The 19,261-nt window shown below is 59.9% G+C and carries 15 protein-coding genes and 1 pseudogene; 13 read left to right on the forward strand and 3 right to left on the reverse strand.

Going from position 1 to position 19,261, the window contains the following annotated elements; genetic code table 11:
* Positions 1-10: 10 nt before the first annotated feature.
* Positions 11-535 carry a CinA family protein gene (locus VSR82_RS16610; protein ID WP_368584218.1) on the reverse strand — a complete coding sequence of 175 codons (525 nt, stop codon included), beginning with the start codon at positions 533-535 and terminating at the stop codon, positions 11-13.
* A gap of 218 nt (positions 536-753) precedes the next feature.
* On the opposite strand from VSR82_RS16610, the gene VSR82_RS16615 reads away from it, so the two are divergent.
* From VSR82_RS16615 to VSR82_RS16630, 4 genes are all read left to right on the forward strand, one after another.
* Positions 754-2,853: a protein-L-isoaspartate(D-aspartate) O-methyltransferase gene (locus VSR82_RS16615; RefSeq protein WP_498857929.1), complete on the forward strand. Its 2,100-nt coding sequence runs from the start codon at positions 754-756 to the stop codon at positions 2,851-2,853.
* A 68-nt stretch (positions 2,854-2,921) separates the two neighbouring features.
* Positions 2,922-3,242: a hypothetical protein gene (locus VSR82_RS16620; protein ID WP_498857930.1), complete on the forward strand. Its 321-nt coding sequence runs from the start codon at positions 2,922-2,924 to the stop codon at positions 3,240-3,242.
* Positions 3,243-3,293: 51 nt separating this feature from the next.
* The gene (locus tag VSR82_RS16625) at positions 3,294-4,598 is read left to right on the forward strand and encodes a cation:proton antiporter domain-containing protein (RefSeq protein ID WP_410850959.1); all 1,305 of its coding nucleotides are present in this window, start codon (positions 3,294-3,296) and stop codon (positions 4,596-4,598) included.
* Between the two features lie 210 nt (positions 4,599-4,808).
* Positions 4,809-5,225, forward strand: a complete 417-nt coding sequence (locus tag VSR82_RS16630) for an organic hydroperoxide resistance protein (protein WP_429462716.1) — start codon at positions 4,809-4,811, stop codon at positions 5,223-5,225.
* A gap of 74 nt (positions 5,226-5,299) precedes the next feature.
* Here the strand turns inward: VSR82_RS16630 and VSR82_RS16635 are convergent, their stop codons facing one another.
* Positions 5,300-6,034, reverse strand: coding sequence for an ABC transporter substrate-binding protein (locus tag VSR82_RS16635; protein WP_429462715.1), 735 nt, complete (start codon positions 6,032-6,034; stop codon positions 5,300-5,302).
* Between the two features lie 41 nt (positions 6,035-6,075).
* A pseudogene (locus VSR82_RS16640) lies at positions 6,076-6,918 on the reverse strand (GntR family transcriptional regulator); the annotation flags it as partial.
* On the opposite strand from VSR82_RS16640, the gene VSR82_RS16645 reads away from it, so the two are divergent.
* From VSR82_RS16645 to VSR82_RS16685, 9 genes are all read left to right on the forward strand, one after another.
* Positions 6,888-7,043: a hypothetical protein gene (locus tag VSR82_RS16645; protein WP_368584299.1), complete on the forward strand. Its 156-nt coding sequence runs from the start codon at positions 6,888-6,890 to the stop codon at positions 7,041-7,043. The pseudogene VSR82_RS16640 and the gene VSR82_RS16645 sit on opposite strands and share 31 nt — an antisense overlap.
* A 216-nt stretch (positions 7,044-7,259) precedes the next feature.
* Entirely contained in the window at positions 7,260-9,053 is a 1,794-nt protein-coding gene (locus VSR82_RS16650; protein WP_429462714.1) for an outer membrane protein assembly factor BamB family protein, read from the forward strand.
* Positions 9,054-9,715: 662 nt separating this feature from the next.
* Positions 9,716-10,882, forward strand: a complete 1,167-nt coding sequence (locus VSR82_RS16655) for a hypothetical protein (protein WP_429463631.1) — start codon at positions 9,716-9,718, stop codon at positions 10,880-10,882.
* A gap of 861 nt (positions 10,883-11,743) precedes the next feature.
* Positions 11,744-13,009 carry a flippase gene (locus VSR82_RS16660; protein WP_368584211.1) on the forward strand — a complete coding sequence of 422 codons (1,266 nt, stop codon included), beginning with the start codon at positions 11,744-11,746 and terminating at the stop codon, positions 13,007-13,009.
* Positions 12,999-14,111, forward strand: coding sequence for a UDP-galactopyranose mutase (gene glf / locus VSR82_RS16665; protein ID WP_429462713.1), 1,113 nt, complete (start codon positions 12,999-13,001; stop codon positions 14,109-14,111). Before VSR82_RS16660 ends, glf begins: the two co-directional genes overlap by 11 nt.
* A 73-nt stretch (positions 14,112-14,184) precedes the next feature.
* The gene (locus tag VSR82_RS16670) at positions 14,185-15,414 is read left to right on the forward strand and encodes a hypothetical protein (RefSeq protein ID WP_429462711.1); all 1,230 of its coding nucleotides are present in this window, start codon (positions 14,185-14,187) and stop codon (positions 15,412-15,414) included.
* 135 nt (positions 15,415-15,549) lie between these two features.
* The gene (locus tag VSR82_RS16675; protein WP_429462709.1) at positions 15,550-16,446 is read left to right on the forward strand and encodes a hypothetical protein; all 897 of its coding nucleotides are present in this window, start codon (positions 15,550-15,552) and stop codon (positions 16,444-16,446) included.
* A 414-nt stretch (positions 16,447-16,860) separates the two neighbouring features.
* Positions 16,861-17,706, forward strand: coding sequence for a hypothetical protein (locus VSR82_RS16680; RefSeq protein WP_429462707.1), 846 nt, complete (start codon positions 16,861-16,863; stop codon positions 17,704-17,706).
* Between the two features lie 461 nt (positions 17,707-18,167).
* Entirely contained in the window at positions 18,168-19,148 is a 981-nt protein-coding gene (locus VSR82_RS16685) for a glycosyltransferase family 2 protein (protein WP_410850967.1), read from the forward strand.
* Positions 19,149-19,261: the final 113 nt, after the last annotated feature.

Genomic DNA, 19,261 nt, shown 5'->3' on the forward strand with positions numbered 1-19,261 from the left:
CGGTCTCTCTTCAGTGGTCCCGCTCGATGCGCGGAAGTTGATCGAAGTAATGCTCGACGCGCGACAACGCATACAGCGCGGCGGACGAACGCACGTCGTTGCGGTCGCCCGAAAAGCGCCGCGTCTCGGCGAACGTGACGAACCGATCGCCGGGCCGTCGGAACGACCATGCGAAGCATTGCGTGCCTGGTGGCGGGCCGTCAGCGGAGCTGCCATGCGCGCCGCCATCGGCAAGCCCCGTGTTCGATACCGCGATGTCGGCGCAGCAGCCTTCCTGACTTAGCGCACCTTCGGCCATTTCGCGCGCGACCGCTTCGCTGGTGAGCCCGTATTGCTTCATCGTGCTTTCCCGCACGCCGAGAAAGCCTGCTTTGCCTGATGGCGAGTAGCTGACGAAGCCGACGTCGAGACACGCGCCGCTACCCGGCACGCTGGCTAGATAAGACGCGATCTGGCCGCCGGTGCAGGATTCGGCGGTGGCGAGCTTCAGACCTCGCGAGCTGAGGAAAGACACGACTTGCATGGGAATGTTCATAATTTGAGCCTTTGTTGTGCGACGGATTCGGACCGGCGTTTCGTTGGTGCAAAAGCTCAGCAAGGATCGGTCCGCGCGCGCTTCACGTTTCGCGCATCGCCATCGGTTCAAGCCGGCGGTATGCTCATTGCTGAAGCGTGGAAGAGCAGCGGACCCGCGCGTGGCCCCGCCGCGATGCGGGGGGGCGCGCAGCGCTGCGCATTCGCGAGGAGGCGGCGATGGGCGATTTCGACGAAGCGCGCGCATGGATGGTCGAGCGGCAAATCGTGCAACGCGGCGTGCGCGACGACTTCGTGATCGAGGCGATGCGGCGCGTGCCACGCGAAGCGTTCGTGCCGTCCGATCTGCGCGAATTCGCGTATGACGATACGCCGCTGCCGATCGGCGGCGAACAGTCGATCTCGCAGCCGTACATCGTCGCGAAGATGCTTGCGGCCGCCGAATTGCAGCCCGGCGACCGTGTGCTCGACATCGGTACGGGCTCCGGCTATGCGGCCGCGATCGCCGCGGAGATCGCGGGCCGGGTGGATTCCATCGAGCGCGACGCGAGCCTCGCCGAGCGCGCGCGCGAGCGCTTGCAGCGGCTCGGCTACGAGAACGTCGAAGTGCATGTCGGCGACGGCACCGCGGGTCTTGCCGCGCATGCGCCGTATAACGCGATCATCGCGGCGGCAGGCGGGCCGCGTGTGCCGCAGGCGCTGCGCGTGCAGCTCGCGGTCGGCGGACGGCTCGTGATGCCGGTCGGCAGCAGTCCGAGCCGTCAGCGGCTCGTGAAGATCGTGCGGCGTGACGAACACGATTACGACGAACATGCGTTCGCGGACGTGCGCTTCGTGCCGCTCGTCGGCGACGACGGCTGGCCGGCGCCAGGCGGCGTGGCGCATGCGGATTCGCGGCCCACGCCTACGCCGCTCGAACCTGAGCCGGTCGCGCCTGAGCGGGCCACGCCTAAGCCGGCCGCACCTCAGCCGGTCGCGCCTAAGCCGGCCGCGCCTAAGCCGGCCGCGCCTAAGCCGGCCGCGCTCGAACTCGCGCTTCGCGACGCGGCCGAACCGTTACCCGACATCGATTCCGCGGAATTCGCGGCGTTTTTCGACCGCTTCGCCGGGCGACGCGTCGTGCTGCTCGGCGAGGCCAGTCACGGCACGTCGGAGTTCTATCGCGCGCGGGCGGCGATCACGCGACACCTCGTCGAGCGGCACGGCTTTTCGATGATCGCGGTCGAGGCCGACTGGCCCGATGCCGCGATCATCGACCGGCATGTGCGCGACAGGCCGATGCCCGGCGAACGGTCTCGACCGTTTCGCCGCTTTCCGACCTGGATGTGGCGCAACACCGATTTCATGAGCTTCGTCGCGTGGCTGCGCTCGCACAATGCCCTGCATCGCGACAGCGAGACGCGCTTTTACGGGCTGGATATTTACAGCCTGTCGGAATCGATCGACGCGGTGCTGCGCTATCTGGACAGCGTCGACCCGGCCGCGGCGCGCATCGCGCGCGAGCGTTATGGGTGCCTCAGTCCGTGGCAGAAAGATCCCACCGTGTACGGGCGCGCCGCATTGAGCGGCGGCTACGCGCAGTGCGAAGAGCACGTGATCGCCCAGCTCGGCGATCTGCTGAAAAGCCGGCTCGACTATGCGCGGGAAGACGGCGAACGCTTCCTCGACGCGGCGCAGAACGCGCGGCTCGTGGCGGTCGCCGAACACTACTATCGCGCGATGTATTACGGCGGACCGCAAAGCTGGAATTTGCGCGACACGCATATGTTCGACACGCTGCGGCATGCGCTCGACAGTCGCGGCCCGCAGGCGCGTGTGGTCGTGTGGGCGCACAACTCGCATATCGGCGACGCGAGCCCCACGCAGATGGGCCGCGTGCAGGACGAGATCAATCTGGGCCAGCTGTGCCGCGCGCAGTTCGGCGACGCGGCGGCGCTGATCGGCTTCGGCACGCACAGCGGCACGGTCGCCGCGGCCAGCGACTGGGGAGGACCGATGGAAGTGAAGAACGTGCGGCCATCGCTCGATGGCAGCGTCGAATTCAGCATGCACGTCACGGGCCTCGCGCGCTTTCTGCTCGACCTGCGGCCCGGCGTGCACGACGCGCTGTGCGAACGGCTGCGCGCGCCGCTGCTGGAGCGCTTCATCGGCGTCATTTATCGTCCGGAGACCGAGCGGTATAGCCACTACGCGGAAGCGTCGCTGGCCGGGCAGTTCGATGCGTTCGTGTGGTTCGATCGCACCAGCGCGGTGACCGCGCTGCCCGTTTCCGCCGATGAAAAATGCCACGCGTCGGAGACGTTTCCATTCGGTGTGTGAGCGAGGAACGCGGCTTGCAACGGTTCGGACAGTGCATATCCAGACTGTCAGAACCGGGGGAGCCGCTCATGGAGAAGGTCATTCAGCGCTTTGCCGTCGCCGCGATGTTCAGTGTTGCGAGTGACTTCGTCTGCGCGCAAGCGATCGAGTGGGCCGGGACTCAGCCGGCCGTCGCCGCGCGAGCGTTGCTATTCGCGCAGGCCGGCAAAGACGCGGGCACCGAAGGCGGGGCGGGCGCGGCAGCCCAGTCGGGCACGCCACCCGGCGAATTGAGCCGCGACCAGACGAACCGCGAGCAGGCGGGGCGCGCGAACCAGGCGGCGGCTCAGCACGGCCAGCGCAGTCAGCAGGGCGCGAGCGCGCCCCACGGTGCCAGCAGCGCGCGCTAGCGGCGACGCGGCCCGGCTGCCGCCGTCGCCGCCCGTGCTCGCGATTCCGCCATGAGAGACGAACCGGTCTGGTTCCTGCTGATCGGCGCACTGCTCACGTTCATGGCGGTTGCGCGCGGGCCGATCCGCCGCTTGCCGCTGACCGGCGCAATGATCTATCTGCTGGTCGGCGCGGCGGTCGGGCCGGCCGTGTTCGGGCTCGTCGGTGTCGATTTACTCCGCAATACCGTGCTGCTCGCGACGCTCGCCGAAGTCGGGCTCGTCGTGTCGCTGTTCTCGATCGGCATGCATCTGCGCGTGCGGCTGCGCAATCCGTTGTGGTGGTTGCCGCTGCGGCTCGGCGGGCCCGCGATGATCGTCACCGTTGCCTTGATGTTCGGCTTTACCGCTTTGCTGACCGGACGCGCGGACGGCGCGGCGTTGTTCCTCGCGGCAGCGCTCGCACCGACCGACCCGGTGCTCGCCAACGAACTGCGCGTGACGCAGGCCGGCGACGACGAACCCGTGCGCTTCGCTTTGTCGGGTGAGGGCGGCCTCAACGACGGCGCCGCCTATCCGTTTGCGGTGCTGGGTCTGACGCTTGCCGGCGCGAGCCTGTTCGGCTCCGGCAGCGGCGTGCATTTCGCCGGCTCGGTGCTGTGGGGGATCGTCAGCGCGCTCGTGGTCGGCTGCGTATTCGCGATCGTGTTCGCGCGCGCGATCTTCTTTCTGCGCACCCGCTACGGCGAAGCGATCGGTCTCGACGGCTTTCTCGCGCTAGGGCTGATGGCGACGTCATACGGCGCGGCGCTGCTGGTGCACGCGTATGCGTTCGTCGCGGTATTCGTGGCGGGCGTCGCCGTGCGTCACGAGGAATTGCGCTCGACCGGCGACAAGAATCCGTCCGAAGTGCTCGACGAGGTGCAGCACGGCGAACAGGCCGATGTCGCGAAAGATCCGGAAAAGGCGCATGCGATCCTCGCCGAATCGATGATGGGCTTCACGCGCGAAATGGAGCGGCTCGCGGAGTTGTCGCTGATGCTGATCATCGGCTGCGTCGTGTCCGCGCATTGGCGCGAGATGCTCGACGTGCGCGCCGTGTTGCCCGCGGTGTTTCTGTTTTTCGTCGCGCGGCCGCTGTCCGTCGTCGTCGCGATGATCGGTGCGCGCATCGACAGCAGCCAGCGGTATCTGATGGCATGGATGGGCATCCGCGGAGTCGGCGCGTTTTACTACCTGATGTTCGGCCTCGAATATGCGCGCGGCGCGATGACGCCGCTGCTGCCCGCGGTGCTCGATGCGATCGTGTTGTCGGTGCTGTTGCATGGCTCGACCGCCAACTATCTGCTGCGGCGGTATTTCGACCGGCGTCGCTGAACGAAGCGACGGGCGCGATGGCGTGCGCTAGTTGCCGCGCGCCGCTCCTTGTATCGCAATGTATCTGCGCGGACCACGGATACGTGCGCACACCAAACCCGCTGATCCAGACACACGCGCGATACGTCGGAGCGTTCAAATACGTCCAACGCAAGTTCGAGCCCGGATTTGCAGATCTCAACAACACTGGATCAACAGGAGTAAGCCACCATGACCCGCATCGAAAACGTGCTGTACACCGGTAAAACCCACACGACCGGCGGCCGCGAAGGCGCCGCGCGCAGCTCGGACGGCCGTCTCGACATCAAGCTGTCATCGCCCGGCACCGCGGGCGTTGGAACGAACCCCGAGCAGTTGCTGGCCGCCGGCTGGTCGGCGTGTTACATCGGCGCGCTCGGTTTGGCGGCGCGCGCGCTGCACCTTTCGTTGCCTGCCGATACGAGCGTCGATACGGAAATCGATCTCGGCACCACCGATGGCGCCTATTTCCTTCAGGCGCGTCTGTTCGTCAGTATTCCCGGTGTCGAGCGTGACGTGGCGCGCGCGTTGATCGAGCGCGCGCATCAGACCTGCCCGTATTCGAAGGCGTTGCGCGGTAACGTGGATGTGCAGACTACGCTCGTTTGAGAGTTAGTCGGGGTGGTTCGTGGCGGGGCGGTGCCCGTCCGGCTCCCCACGCGATGTCGGCCCGGAGCCGACCGCTACGCGGCAGGCGCCACGGACGCCCCGGCGATTCCATGCCGCGCGAGCGATTCCGCCACGAAGCCCGACGCCTTCACCTCCTCGACAAACGACCGCAGCGCCTGAGCCGCCGCTTCGCCGCGGCTCTTCGGAACACCCATCGCCTGCCGGATCACCATGAAGCGCTCGTCGAGCAGCCGCAGCCCGGCCGTTTGCTTCGCATCGGCTTCGAGTTGCTGCTTCACGCCTGCCGCCACTTCCAGTTGCTGCTCGATAAATGTCGGCACGACACTCGGCGAGCTCGGCGCGCGCACGATCTGCGCGGCTTTCAACTCGCGCGTGAGGAACAGATCGTACGCACTGCCTTTGCCGACGACGACCCGGTTGTGCGCCTGATCCACATCCTGATTCGACCGCACCGGCGAGTCGTCGCGCACCAGATAGAAGCCTTCGATCAGTACATACGGCGCCGTGAATTCAATCGTTGCGCCGCGCGATGGATCGATCGCGAAGAAGCCGAAATCCGCGCGTTCCTCGCTGACGGCCTGCACCGATTTGGCGGCCGTATCGAACACCACCAGTTCCAGTTCGACGCCAAGTTTCGCGGCGAACGCGCGCGCGAGATCGATCGAAACGCCGAACGGCTCGCCGGACTGGGCATCGCGATTGGCGAGGATCGGATTGCCGAGATTGATCGACGCGCGCAGCTTGCCCGTGGGCGAGAAGGCGGCGACGACGGTGGGATCGATAGTCATAGAGGTTCTCGTGGCGACCGCGTTCAGGGCGAAGGGCGGTCTCAGGGTTCAAGGATTTCGCTGCTGCGGGACAGCGCGTCGAGCGTCTGCAGCAGATGCTCGCGCATCGCTTCCGACGCTTCTTCGTTGCGCTCCCGCTCCGACAGTTCGAGCAGATGCAAATGGTGCTTCGCGTGTTCGACGTAGCGCTCGCGATGCTGCATCGAGCGATACGACAGCAAGCGGCGCAGGCGGTTCACCCGCCGGATCGTGTTGATGAAAAAGCTGTTGGCCGAAGCCTCGGCGAGCGACTCGTGAAAGCGCACGCCGCGATCGTGCAACTGGTCGGCGGTATCCGTTTCGATGCCGCCCGCGAGCAGATGCATCTCGACCTCACGACACCGCTCCAGCACCTTGCGCTCGAGCCGGCAGCCGGGCTCCAGCGATGCCGCCGGTTCGAGCGCGAGCCGCAGCCGGTACGACTTTAGCAGGCCGTCGCGCGTGGTCAACCTTGGCGAGAACTGCCAGCCATAACCCGGTTTGCGTTCAGCCCATCCTTCCCGCGCGATGCGGCCGAGCACAGCGGTCAGTTGCGCGCTCGTCAGTCCGTAGCGGGTGCGGATCAGCTGCTCGGAGAATTCATCGGGCAGTTCGCTTTTCAGGCGGTCGTCGGCGATCTGGAAATAGGCACGCGTGACGACGCCGGCCTCGGCAAGATGCAGTTCGTCGACCACGTCCGCAAGAGATTCGGAGAGCGGCTTCGCGACGAAGAAGCCGCGATTCTTTTCCCGCGTCAAGATGCCTTTGTCGTGTAGCTACGGCAGCGCTTCGTTCACGGGGGAACGTGAGACGCGCAGACGGTCGGCGAGCATCTGTGCGGGCAGGTGCGCGCCGGCGTCGAGTCCCGTTCCAGACCGCGCACTTCCCCGGCTCGTTCTATCCGCGCGCGATGCAGCTCGGCAAGATGTCCGCCGAGTCGCGCTTTCCGGACAGTACGCTCGCCGAACTGCGCGCGCGGCCATTCGGATGAAGCAGCCGAACGGTGTGTGAGCCTTGAATCACTCAATAGGGACAATTCCCCGTCCGCCAGACGGTAGTCCATCGCGGCCATCTCTTGCGGTTGGTTTTAGATGGCGTACGATTGACCTCACGTTAGCAAAGCGCGTATCAATTAGTAGGTCGAGGCGAGAAGTCGCGGTGCGCCGTCTACCCATTGCTAACAGCAATATTTGCAAGAGGTGGCTACATGAAAAGCGCACACAACGTTATCGACGCTTCTCGGCTCGTTGCAGCTTTGATCCTCGCCTGCGCGGCGGGCTCGGGCGCACAAGCGCAAAGTTCGAACGCGGCACCGGCTGCGGCATCTGCCCCGGGTCTTGCAGTAGCCGCTCAGGCGTCGTCAAACGCACTGGACCCATTCCCTCATGGCCCGCACCCGCATGGCGTCGGACCGAAAGTGCCGCCAGCCGCCGCCCTCGACGGATCGGACGTAGACAAACAGAACGGCGGAGACAAGATCAATCCGAATAATTTCCGCGACGATCGCGGGCCGGCGGTGGATACGCCGTACCAGGCTCCCGAAGCAGCGACTGCCGCTACATTGAGCCGGACACCAGGGGCCGTCGCCGCGCCAACCTTTACGACGACCGACTGGCCGACGTATGGTATGAACAGGCAGCGGACTGGGTATAACTCAGTCGAGACGGTGCTCACCCAGACCAACGTGAGGACGATGGTAAAGCACTGGGACTCAAAAGTCCTGGACGGTGCCATCCTGACTCAGCCGGTACTGGCTGCCGGGGTGATGATCAACGGGGTGCCAACCGATATCGTCTATGTTGCGACAGAGGGGAACAGTACATATGCACTGAATGCCGCGACAGGGAATATCATTTGGAAAAGCGCCCAAATCCCTCAAGCTATCTTGACGTCGGCCTGCCAGGGGCTGTTCCAAGGCAAGATCGGGGTGCAGGGCACGCCCGTCATCGACCATGCCAACAACCGGATTTTCGTTGTGAGCGGGCGAGGCTACCTGCATGCGTACAACCTGCAGACCGGCGTGGATCTCCCGGGCTTCAACCTGCTACTTCTCGACCCAAACAACGCTACTCCAATAACGATGGTCTATGGCGGCTTGACGCTCAGTCCCGATGGTTCGTCGATATACGTGGCGACAGCCGGTGACCCCTGCGATACGGAGCCGTACCATGGACAGGTCGTCCGCGCGTCCACCACCAACCCAGCTGCGATTCTGCAACGCTGGTATCCAACCGGCGCAACCGGGCCAGATGGGGGCGGTGTATGGGGTATGGGCGGCGTATCGATTCCGCCGGATGGGACGGTCGTCTATGCACTCACGGGCAACGCATTCGCCCAGCCGGAAAATGCCGCGTTCGCGGAGCACGTCGTGAAGCTCACGCCGACCCTGGCGGTAGCGGCGTCGAACTCGCCGCTTTCTCCGCCCCTCACGGACGTCGACTTCGGCGCTACAGCATTGCTCTTTCAGCGTCCCACCTGCCCGACGATGCTCGCGGCCTACAACAAGTCCGGCAACCTGTTCATTTATAACCGAGCCACTATTCAGCAGCAGGGTCCCATTGAAAAGTTGACGATTTCCCAAACTTCAGCCGACGGCAGCAACATAGGCCTTCCTGCATTCGACCCGGTGCTGAATCGGCTTTACGTCGTGTCCCCTGGCGGTTCGGGGAGCAACAACTTATACCAACACGGGGTGATTGCACTGTCGATCGACAGCAACTGTACTGTGAACCCCAAACCCGTGTGGACGGCGCAAGTCGGCTTGAACCAAGTCGCGTTCAACCCGGCTATCCCGCCCGTCGCCGCAAATGGTGTGGTGTATTACGCGGACGGTTTGGGCAACCACTTTTATGCATTGGATGCCGCGGACGGGACCATACTCTTCCACGACCAATACACGCCAGCTCAAAACGGCGAGGGCAACTTCGCGTCGCCGATGGTCGTGAACGGGCAAGTCTTCGTCGCTGGTGGCGACCACGTGGTTCATGCCTATGGCCTCTGACTGCTAAACCCGTTAGCGAAACGTAACTTTTTCGCAAGCATAGCCACTCTGCTCTGATTGCGCGCAGTGATTCGCAGTATCGCGCCGCTGCGCGCGTCCTGCTGACCCGTCGCAATTCGATGACGTCGAGGCGTTCCCGGCGCGCGCGCCGCATCGCGCCGTCGCGGTGACGCGCGCGAGTCGACGTTGCTCTCGCACGCAAATACAAGGCTCCCCGGGCTTCTAAACGTAGCGCGAGTTGGGCATCATGATGGCCATGCCGCCCACCGCCATCCCTGTCGCGGAATTGCCGATCGAGCCTGATGCGCTACAGGCGTTGGCGCTCGAACAGAGCGCTTTGCGCGCTGTGTGCGCAAGATCGTGGCCGGTCGGCAGTTGTTTGCCTCAATACTTAAAGTAACCGTTCGCCGCCGAGAAGTGGGGCGACGCGCTATGGAATGCGACTTCATTTCATCGTTGCTTGTACTATGATGAACCGGCGTGTCCCCGTCTTGTCTCTTTAGTAGCCGCGATCGGTGCTGCACCCTGAGGCGCGGTTATTAGCATCGGCACTCTTGGTGTTCGTAAATTCGTGATGTAGACGACGCCGAATTCAGTGTGTCCCGATGCTCGCCTGTATGTTCCTTAGACAATGTGCTCGTCGGCACCTACGAAGGAGTAGCATGACTGCATCCCGTTCTAACGCGGCGTCGAGGCGAGTCGCCATTCTGGTCCTGCTCTGTCGCGACTACGCGGCGCTCGAACTAACCCTCGCCAGTCACATGGCGTACCGGCCAACAGGCGTCGAGTTCATCCTGCTTCAGAACTGTCGGGGCGGCTATGACGCGGAACGCACGCTTGCCGTCGCGCGGCGCTACGCAAGGCTTTTTCCGGGCGTCGTTCGGGTCGTCGACGACATTCCGCCTGGTCCACCTTATCGCACGATCAAAAAACTACTCTCGCAGCCGGCGTTCGCCGAAATCGACCTGATCTGCAAGGTGGACGACGACGCGTTCCCTATCGCCGGCGGGTGGCTCGACAAGATGCTGGCCACGTACGACGCGGCGGAAAAGGAAAGCGGCAACGAGCTTGCCTACGTCACTCCCCTCATCAACAACAACAACTGGGGCTTCCCTGAGGTGATGCGCGTGATGAACCTGGAGCGCGAGTACTTCACGAACCAGGCGCATCCGCATTTCGTCGGGGCCGACGGGGACAAGCGCTTTCCGCTGCGAATCATCCCTGCGGAGCAGATCGAGATCGGCACCAATGGCACGATATGGGGCTATCCGCACATCGCGCGCTGGCTACATGAACGGACCACGCTGCAACCTGATGCTTTCATCGCTGCGACTCAGGACCTCGAACCTTGCGAAGTGCCGGCAGCATTGCGCTATTCGATCGGCTGCATTCTTTTTCGCAAGCGGTTATGGGACATGATCGACGACGGTGGGCAGGACGACGAGCACATGATGCATGTCTACTGTGAGCGGCACCGGCTGAGAATCGTCTGTGCGCGCAGCGTGCCGTTCGTTCACATCGCGTACTTTACCCAGCGTGAGGAGAACCGCGACATCGTCGATGCCGCTCGCGCGCTTTACGACGGGAGGCTTGGCCATCCCTTCCCGATTTCACTCTACGCGGACCGTGAACGCGATATCGAAGCGCGGTTGCGCTGGCTCGAAGACCACCCGCCGCAGGCCACCAAGGGGACGCTTAAAGCGTCGAAGCGTGTCAGTCGCGCGATCTATCGGCGAGTGCGCACGCTGTGGAAAAACGGTCGCCGAGCATGGTCTGTCGTGACTGGCAAGCGCAATGCGACGAGCGGCCGGAGCTCTCCGTCACCATGACGTCTTCTATTGCGACCGTACCAAGCCGTCGCCCAGGACACCGGCGAGCAGACCGTTTGCGGCGTGAAAAGCAGACTCGTCGGCTGTTGTGAGAACGTCAGGATCGCCGCGGCGACGCTCTCACACCGGTTTGTAGATATCTATTGGCATACTTGGCCTGTCCACTATCGAAGTGGGGAATGCGCCAATACCTCACCAATTTGTGCCGGTTCCTGACATTGGTGCAGCGAAGCATATACAAATTCATAGAGTACTTCGTTTCCTGGCCGCACCGGTCGGCCTTTCCTGTGATTGCGCCGCAACGGCACAAACCCGTTCTACCTTAATCAATTGTCTGCTTATTTCAGTTCCTGCCGATTCTGGTGGACCCAGACGACCGGCATTTCAGGTGGGCCCGGTTTGCTCCCACAAGGTTTTTCGCGAAACAAGGGCGATGACAGCAGCCCCGATCGCTCCGGTGGAATCGCCGCCGGAGGTTCTCGCGCAAACGGAATCGCATTCCCTGGAAGCTCGTCAGAAACATCGACAGCAAAGGTGGCGTTTACTGATGAGCCGCGCGATCGCAAGAGCAGGCTGGCGAACTGGTTGCTTGATACCGGAACTCACCAGGGTCCGGCGCGGATGCGTCACTGTTGTACGACTCTGATGAAATTCGTGGCGCACCGTCAACGAGTCGTGCGGCTTACTGCCGGTAGCGGTGGCTTCCTCGGACGAAGAGTTTGGGAGCCGGTAGCAAGGCCCAACCGGCGTCGGCCTGATCAGGTATTCGCTTGCGCGGAGACCTTACTCGCACTCCGCCCACGGGATATAAAGGTATGTCTCCAAGCGATCCTTCATCGATGTATTGACAACGGCTAACTCATGACGAGTCCCCTCCGACACAACATCGTTGCGCTGTCAGTTCTGCAAGCAGCCAACATGCTGCTGCCGCTTGCAACATTTCCCTACCTGTTGCGTGTTCTGCGCCCGGAACACTTTGGTGCATACGTCTTCGCGCAAGCCTTAGTTGGTTATCTCGTGCTGCTGACGGACTATGGTTTTAACTGGTCAGCGACTGCTCACGTCGCACGGGTCCAAAAAGATCGGCACGCGGTATCGAAGATCTTTTGGGCGACACAAGGCGCAAAGGCGCTTATCGCTGTGGTCTGCCTCGCCATCCTGCTTGTAGCGGCTTTCTTCGTAGCAAGATTGCGCGAACTGCTGCCGGTTCTGCTAGCTACCTATCCGGTCGTTATCGGAACGGTCCTGTTTCCACAGTGGCTTTTCCAGGGCCTGGAGCAGATGACGTTTACTACGGTCTCCACGTTGAGCGCGCGGGTGCTACTGCTTCCGCTAACATTCTTCCTGGTGCACTCGCCGGCCGACACGTGGATCGCGTCGCTCATCAGTTCGATGAGCGTGATTGCTGCCGGAGTCGTCGCATCGATCCTGATCGCAAAAAACCGACTGATCATCCCCTTGATGCCGAGCATGGCGGACGTCATCGAAGCGCTTCGTGAAGGCTGGCACATGTTCATTTCCACGGCAGCGATCAGTCTGTACACCACCACTAATAGCGTGTTGCTTGGATTTATTGCGGGAGACGTCGCTGTTGGCTACTTTGGCGTAGCCGACAAGATTCGGAATGTCGCCCAGGCGCCGCTCGTACCGTTCGCCAACGCAATTTACCCGCGCGTGACGGCGCTCTTTTCCGAAGACTCCGAAAAGGCGTTTGGGCTGGTGCGCAAGATGCTCTACCTGGGGGGCTCGGCCATGTTGCTCGCTTCGGTCGCGCTCTGGGCCGGCGCCGATTTGATCATTCGCATCGCCGTGGGCCCTGGGTACGAACCAGCGGTCATCGTTCTTAAGTGGATGGCCCTCCTGCCGCTGCTCATCTGTCTAAACAATGTACTGGGCGTTCAGGTGATGCTGCCGCTCGGCATGAAGAAGAGAGTCAGCGAGATACTGGTCGTCTGCGGCTTGATCAACCTTGCCCTGCTCGTGCCTCTTGCATCGGCTTATGGCGCTCAGGGCGCGGCAATGTCAGTGCTTGCCACCGAATTTCTGGTTACGGCCTTAATGGCTCTCCACCTGATCAAATGCAAGATTCCAGCTTTTTATACGAGGATGCGCAGAGATGAATTATGACTTCCTTATCGTAGGCGCCGGCTTTGCGGGCGCGGTCTGTGCCGAACGTCTGGCGGCAAGCGGCAAGCGTGTGCTTGTCGTAGACAAGAGAAATCATATTGGCGGCAATGCATATGACCGCGAGGATGAGAACGGTGTGCTGATCCATCCGTATGGTCCGCACATCTTTCATACGAACAGTAAGCGGATATTCGAGTACCTGTCGGGTTTTACTGATTGGCGCTTCTACGAGCATCGCGTAAAGGCTTATGTAGACGGGGATCTGTATCCGATACCGATCAATCGCACGACGATCAACAAGCTATATGGCCTCGATCTGAGCGAGCAGGACACGATAGCGTTCCTTGAGTCGGTACGTGAAGCGCGAGAGGTCAATACGACCAGCGAGGACGTGGTGCTGAGCAGCGTTGGCCCGGATCTGTGCGACAAGTTTTTCCGTGGCTATACGCGCAAGCAATGGGGACTCGATCTGTCTGAATTGTCTGCGGGTGTCGCTGCGCGAATACCAACGCGTTCGAACGACGACGACCGGTACTTCACCGATACTTATCAATTTATGCCGGCGCACGGCTACACCGCGATGTTCGAAAAGATGCTTGACAGTCCAAATATCGACGTGCGTCTGTCGACCGACTATGACGTGGTGAAAGCGAATATCGAATGTGGACACCTTGTGTACACTGGACCGATCGACGCGTATTTCGGGTATCGGTTTGGCAAGCTTCCGTACCGCAGCCTCCACTTTCAACACCAGCATCTGAACGACGTGGAGCGTTTTCAGACGACGGGTACCATCAACTATCCGAACGATCACGAATATACGAGGATTACTGAGTTCAAGCACCTCACCGGGCAACAGCATCAGGGGACTTCGATTGTAAAGGAGTATCCGCGAGCCGAAGGCGAGCCGTACTACCCGATTCCGCGCAAGGAAAACGAGGCATTGTTCATGCGTTACAGCGCGCTCGCGGAGACAGTTACCGATGTGACTTTTGTGGGCAGGCTGGCGCAGTATCGCTATTACAACATGGACCAGGTCGTTGGTGCGGCGCTCAAAGCAGTAGAGGGACTCGTCGAAGGAGCAGTAGTAAGAAAGCTCTGACTGGTGGCGACCGAGAGCTTGCCTGGATTGCCTGAAAGATTTGGAGCGTGTACTTGAACGTCTCTTCGTTTGCGTGCGCATCGGGCTCGCCGTAGTAACGGTTCTATGGTTCGCGCGGTCGGCGTCGGTCAAATGCAATTCTTCGCCGCTAACTCTTTCTAACTTGATCTTTGCTTGTACTAATGTACTCGTCCTACGAAGGAGTAGCATGACTGCATCCCGTTCTAACTCGGCGTCGAGGCGAGTCGCTATTCTGGTCCTGCTCTGTCGCGACTACGCAGCGCTCGAACTGACCCTCGCCAGTCACATGGCGTACCGGCCAACAGGCGTCGAGTTCATCCTGCTTCAGAACTGTCGGGGCGGCTATGACGCGGAACGCACGCTTGCCGTCGCGCGGCGCTACGCAAGGCTTTTTCCGGGCGTCGTTCGGGTCGTCGACGATATTCCGCCTGGTCCACCTTATCGCACGATCAAAAAACTACTCTCGCAGCCGGCGTTCGCCGAAATCGACCTGATCTGCAAGGTGGACGACGACGCGTTCCCGATCGCCGGCGGGTGGTTCGACAAGATGCTCGCCACGTACGACGAGGTGGAAAAGGAAAGCGGGGACGGGCTTGCCTACGTCACCCCGCTCATCAACAACAACAACTGGGGCTTCCCTGAAGTGATGCGTGCGATGAACCTGGAGCGCGAGTACTTTACGAACCAGGCGCATCCGCATTTCGTCGGTGCCGCCGGGGACGGTCGCTGTCCGATACGAATCATCCCTGCTGAGCAGATCGAGAAAGGCACCAATGGCACGATATGGGGCTATCCGCACATCGCGCGCTGGCTACATGAACGGACCACGCTTCAGCCTGATGCTTTCATCGCCGCCACTCGGGCGCTCGAACCTTGCGAAGTGCCCTCAGAATCGCGCTATTCGATCGGCTGCATTCTTTTTCGCAAGCGGTTATGGGACATGATCGACGACGGTGGGCAGGACGACGAGCACATGATGCATATGTACTGCGCGCGACAGCAGCTGCGAATCGTTTGTACGCGCAGCGTGCCGTTCGTTCACATCGCGTACTTTACCCAGCGTGAGGAGAACCGCGACATCGTCGATGCCGCTCGCGCGCTATACGACGCGAGGCTCGGCCATCCCTTTCCGATTTCACTCTACGCGGACCGTGAACGCGATATCGAAGCGCGGTTGCGCTGGCTCGAAGACCACCCGCCGCAGGCCACCAAGGGGACGCTTAAAGCGTCGAAGCGTGTCAGTCGCGCGATCTATCGGCGAGTGCGCACGCTATGGAAATGAGCAAGGGCGCGCGTCGCCGAGCGGAGTGTGTCGTTTCATGATTTCGCGCGGTTGGTGTCAGTCAAATGCAATTCTTCGCCAGTGACTGTCTTTACGTGCCGCGCAATCTGCATCTATGCATAGGGAAATTGAAAGATGAACAAGTACCTGGTCGTTCTGAGGTGTGGAGACAGTTCCTTGCATCCGCAATGGTTCAGCGGCGGACAGGCCCCAAACTTTGATTTGATCCTGAGTTACTACGGGAAGAACGAAGATTATGCAGACATCTATGCCAAAGCCATACATCGATTCAAAGGATCAAAATGGGAAGGTCTTAACGACTTCATGTTGCAAAATGCCCAATTGATTCTGCAATATCGTTACATCTGGCTCCCGGACGACGACATCCTGACGGATGTTCAAACCCTGAACGACTTCTTCGAGTATGTAGAACGAGAGAATTTCGCACTCGCGCAACCGTCTCTCGACGAGAGAAGCTATTTCGGTCACCAAACGACGTTGCAAAACAGCGAGTTTGAATTTCGCGAAACAAATTTCGTGGAGTTGATGATGCCATGTTTATCTTCGAATGCCTTGCAAGCGATAAAACACAGCTTCGGGATGAACAAATCAGGCTGGGGCCTCGATTTCTTGTGGCCCAAGTGGGTCGCTTCTTTTGGAAAGGTTGGCATTATTGATCGTTTTTCCGTGTTCCATACACGCCCGGTCGGCTCGGCTGGGAGCGGCATGGGAGACGATTCAACTACGAGCCCAAATTTTGAATTGAATCAGACGCTCGCGCAATACGGGATGCTGGGCACTCCGATAAAGGTCATTCGTGGCAAAAGAAGCGATGTAGGCAAATCATATGCGAGCGGACGACTGGGCAATCCAATGTTGTTCATTCATGCGGTAAAGGGCAGCAATCCGGTGCGACGGAAAGATATCGTCAGTTTTATGAGGCTGCTGAAAGAGTATCTGCCGTGGCTTCATCATATCAAGCGCACAACGTGGCCAATACATCGGGCTCCGGAAAGGCGCTCAAGCCGTTGAGAATGATAATGCGTGTGATTGATGCGGATACCGTTTCGCTGCCGTGGGCATAGACCGTTTTCGAAGCAGCAAACCTGTCGCGGGGGCATTGTCAACTTATCGAGACTCGTCGTAAAAGCGGCAGGAAGAGCATCCTCACAATGAGTTCAAGGCCGTCGGCAGTTGTGATGAACGTCAGGATCGACTTGTCGACGGCGGAGATTTTCGATAAATGATTAATTAGTCACACTCAACCATTGGCGACATTAGTCGGGCGAAAAGAGACATGCTCCATGGATCGCATTTAGTTCTGTATAAACTCTCGTATCGTGTAGTCCGTTGCAACCACCTTCTCGCGTACGGCACTGCCGAGTCTCCAATGGTATGCAGCAACGCGGCGATGCTCTCAACGAAGCAAATCGAGGAGGCTAAATTATGAGCGATGCAAAATTTGCAACGTTCTGGAATGGTCCGGAATTGTCTCCTTATGAAATCGCTTGTTTGAATACGTTCATTGCTAATGGCAGCGAAATCGCTGTGTATAGTTATAAACCCATCAGCAACTTGCCAAAAGGCGTGATCGAAAAGGACGCCCAGTCGATCCTTTCGGCCGACTCGCTGAGCGCTTTTCCCGTTAATGGCGTTCCTTCATTGGCGCATTTCACAGATTATTTCCGGTTAATAATGTTTACCAAAACGGATGAAATCTGGGCGGACACAGATATTCTTCTCCTGAGACGATTTGACCTGAACATTGCGGGCGACTTGGTCGGCCGGGGAGAGCCGGATCTGCTTTGCAACGCACTCCTGCGCCTCGACCCGGGGAATCCACGGCTGCATGATGTAATTCAGCGGGTAGAAGCGATGGAGAACACCGATATAAAATGGCGTGCTACTGGCTCCCATATTTTGACGGAGATCTATGGTGCAAAGGCCGGCTTGGCTGAAAAAGTGTTTTATCCGGTGCATGCCGATTCCTATTATAAGGTCTTTTTGCCCCACTATTTCGAAGAGTGCGCTGCGCTTTGCACCAATGCATATACGCTTAAATTTTGGAATAATCGTGTGGTTAAGCTTGGCGTGTTCAAACGGGTCTGTCCACCGAAGGGGTCATTCCTGCATCACGTGTTTGCCAGTACTGGATCCGATCAGCTTTTCGACGAGATCTATCCCGCGGATGTGATGCAGAGGTTGATCAGTAACGCCGAAGAGAGAGTCGGCCGCGATGAAGGCGTTCGCAAACTCATGCGAATAGCATTGGGGCGCGGGTTATCCAGCTAATTTGATGACACGTATTCACACACCGGATTTAATTGATAACTATTGGCATATTCGTCTCATTATCGCAAAAACGATTTCATTAAAAGTTCCTATCTGACATACTTGCCTGATCCACTGCCGCAGTGGTGGAATACGCCAATACCTCACCAATTTGTGCCGATTCCTACAAGATATTGGTGCAGCGATGCGTTTACAGCTAGTCTGTAGTGTACTTCGTTCCCGGTCGCATGCTGGTCGACTTGTCCTGTGATTGCGCCGCGACCATAGTCCCGTTTTACCCAATTTATTGTCTGCTTATTTCAGTTGCTGGCGATCTTGGTAGACCCAGACTGCCGGCACTTCAGGTCGGCCCGATTTGCTCCCACAACATGATTCGTGATTAGTTGATTTCGTCGCGAAGCCGGGATTTTGCGATATAGAACGGGTAGTTCACGCCTCGTTTACCTCCAGGAGCATTGTCTATGTCCGCACCGAGAATCAGCGTTCTGCTGCCTATCTACAAGGTCGAGGACTATATCGAGGACTGTCTCGACTCACTGCTGTCACAATCCAGCACCGATTTCGAAATCATCGCCGTCGACGACTGCAGCCCCGATCGCTCCGGTGAAATCGCCGCCCGGGTTCTCGCGCAACAGGATCGCATTTCGTGGAAGTTAATCAGAAACATCGACAACAAAGGGCTCGCTGAAACGCGAAAAATCGCAGCATCGGAAGCGCGGGGCGACTATGTGCTTTGCGTTGACAGCGACGACCACGTCCATCGCGATCTCATTTCCACCGTGCTGCGCGAAGCCGACCAGCACGACGCCGATGTCGTCATTTTCGCCGCCGAGCGCATCAGTCCCGATGGCGCCGTCAACGCTCGGATCGATTCCGGCGACGGCATTATCACTGGCGTGGAAGCCGTCCAGAAAATTCTCGAACTCAAGCTGCAAGCCTTTTGCTGGAACAAGCTTGTGCGCCGCTCCATTTTCGTTGCAGCCGAACATCCGTGCGGTCTCATCTTCGAAGACGTTTGCGTGTCGGTGCAAACGCTCGCCAACTCGAAAGTGGTGCGCCTCATCCCGGACAACCTCTATTCGTACATGATCCGTGAATCAGGAATTTCGAGACGCTTCAACCCGCAGGTCGTCGACCTTTTTGCCATCATGGACCGCGTGGAAAAAAATACCGCGTCCCTCCCGATTACCGACTACAAGCGCCTCTTCTTCCGGCTCAAATACAGCTGGGCATTCCGCGCGATCGCGTTTCAGACCGCAATCACCGCGCCGACTTACCGCCTCGCGAGCCCTATTCTGCAAAGCGTATCGGAGAAGCTGCGCGTGAAGCACCTGCTTGGCCTGTTTGCCGATCGGCATCTGAAGCTTTCCATCACTATGACCATGCTCAAGATCCATCCGTGGATCTTTTATTGCGTCGTAAGACGCTTCAACCGCCGCTGACACAGCAGAATGCGTCATCCGGCACATCATTTAGCGCCGAGCGCGTTGGAGGTACACGAGATCGCGTGACCGAATCGAACGCACTCTTGTTTCCCCAACAGGTACGCCGAGAG

Source organism: Burkholderia sp. JPY481 (assembly GCF_038900515.1).
GTDB classification, from domain to species: Bacteria; Pseudomonadota; Gammaproteobacteria; order Burkholderiales; family Burkholderiaceae; genus Paraburkholderia; species Paraburkholderia youngii.

What these genes read in the sequence shown, in the direction of transcription:
- VSR82_RS16655 (WP_429463631.1), top strand. Translation starts at nt 9,716, where the DNA reads ATGACTGCATCCCGTTCTAACGCGGCGTCGAGGCGAGTCGCCATTCTG.
- VSR82_RS16610 (WP_368584218.1), bottom strand. Translation starts at nt 535, where the DNA reads ATGAACATTCCCATGCAAGTCGTGTCTTTCCTCAGCTCGCGAGGTCTG.
- VSR82_RS16650 (WP_429462714.1), top strand. Translation starts at nt 7,260, where the DNA reads ATGAAAAGCGCACACAACGTTATCGACGCTTCTCGGCTCGTTGCAGCT.
- VSR82_RS16630 (WP_429462716.1), top strand. Translation starts at nt 4,809, where the DNA reads ATGACCCGCATCGAAAACGTGCTGTACACCGGTAAAACCCACACGACC.
- VSR82_RS16685 (WP_410850967.1), top strand. Translation starts at nt 18,168, where the DNA reads ATGTCCGCACCGAGAATCAGCGTTCTGCTGCCTATCTACAAGGTCGAG.
- VSR82_RS16660 (WP_368584211.1), top strand. Translation starts at nt 11,744, where the DNA reads ATGACGAGTCCCCTCCGACACAACATCGTTGCGCTGTCAGTTCTGCAA.
- VSR82_RS16615 (WP_498857929.1), top strand. Translation starts at nt 754, where the DNA reads ATGGGCGATTTCGACGAAGCGCGCGCATGGATGGTCGAGCGGCAAATC.
- VSR82_RS16620 (WP_498857930.1), top strand. Translation starts at nt 2,922, where the DNA reads ATGGAGAAGGTCATTCAGCGCTTTGCCGTCGCCGCGATGTTCAGTGTT.
- VSR82_RS16680 (WP_429462707.1), top strand. Translation starts at nt 16,861, where the DNA reads ATGAGCGATGCAAAATTTGCAACGTTCTGGAATGGTCCGGAATTGTCT.
- VSR82_RS16675 (WP_429462709.1), top strand. Translation starts at nt 15,550, where the DNA reads ATGAACAAGTACCTGGTCGTTCTGAGGTGTGGAGACAGTTCCTTGCAT.
- glf (WP_429462713.1), top strand. Translation starts at nt 12,999, where the DNA reads ATGAATTATGACTTCCTTATCGTAGGCGCCGGCTTTGCGGGCGCGGTC.
- VSR82_RS16635 (WP_429462715.1), bottom strand. Translation starts at nt 6,034, where the DNA reads ATGACTATCGATCCCACCGTCGTCGCCGCCTTCTCGCCCACGGGCAAG.
- VSR82_RS16625 (WP_410850959.1), top strand. Translation starts at nt 3,294, where the DNA reads ATGAGAGACGAACCGGTCTGGTTCCTGCTGATCGGCGCACTGCTCACG.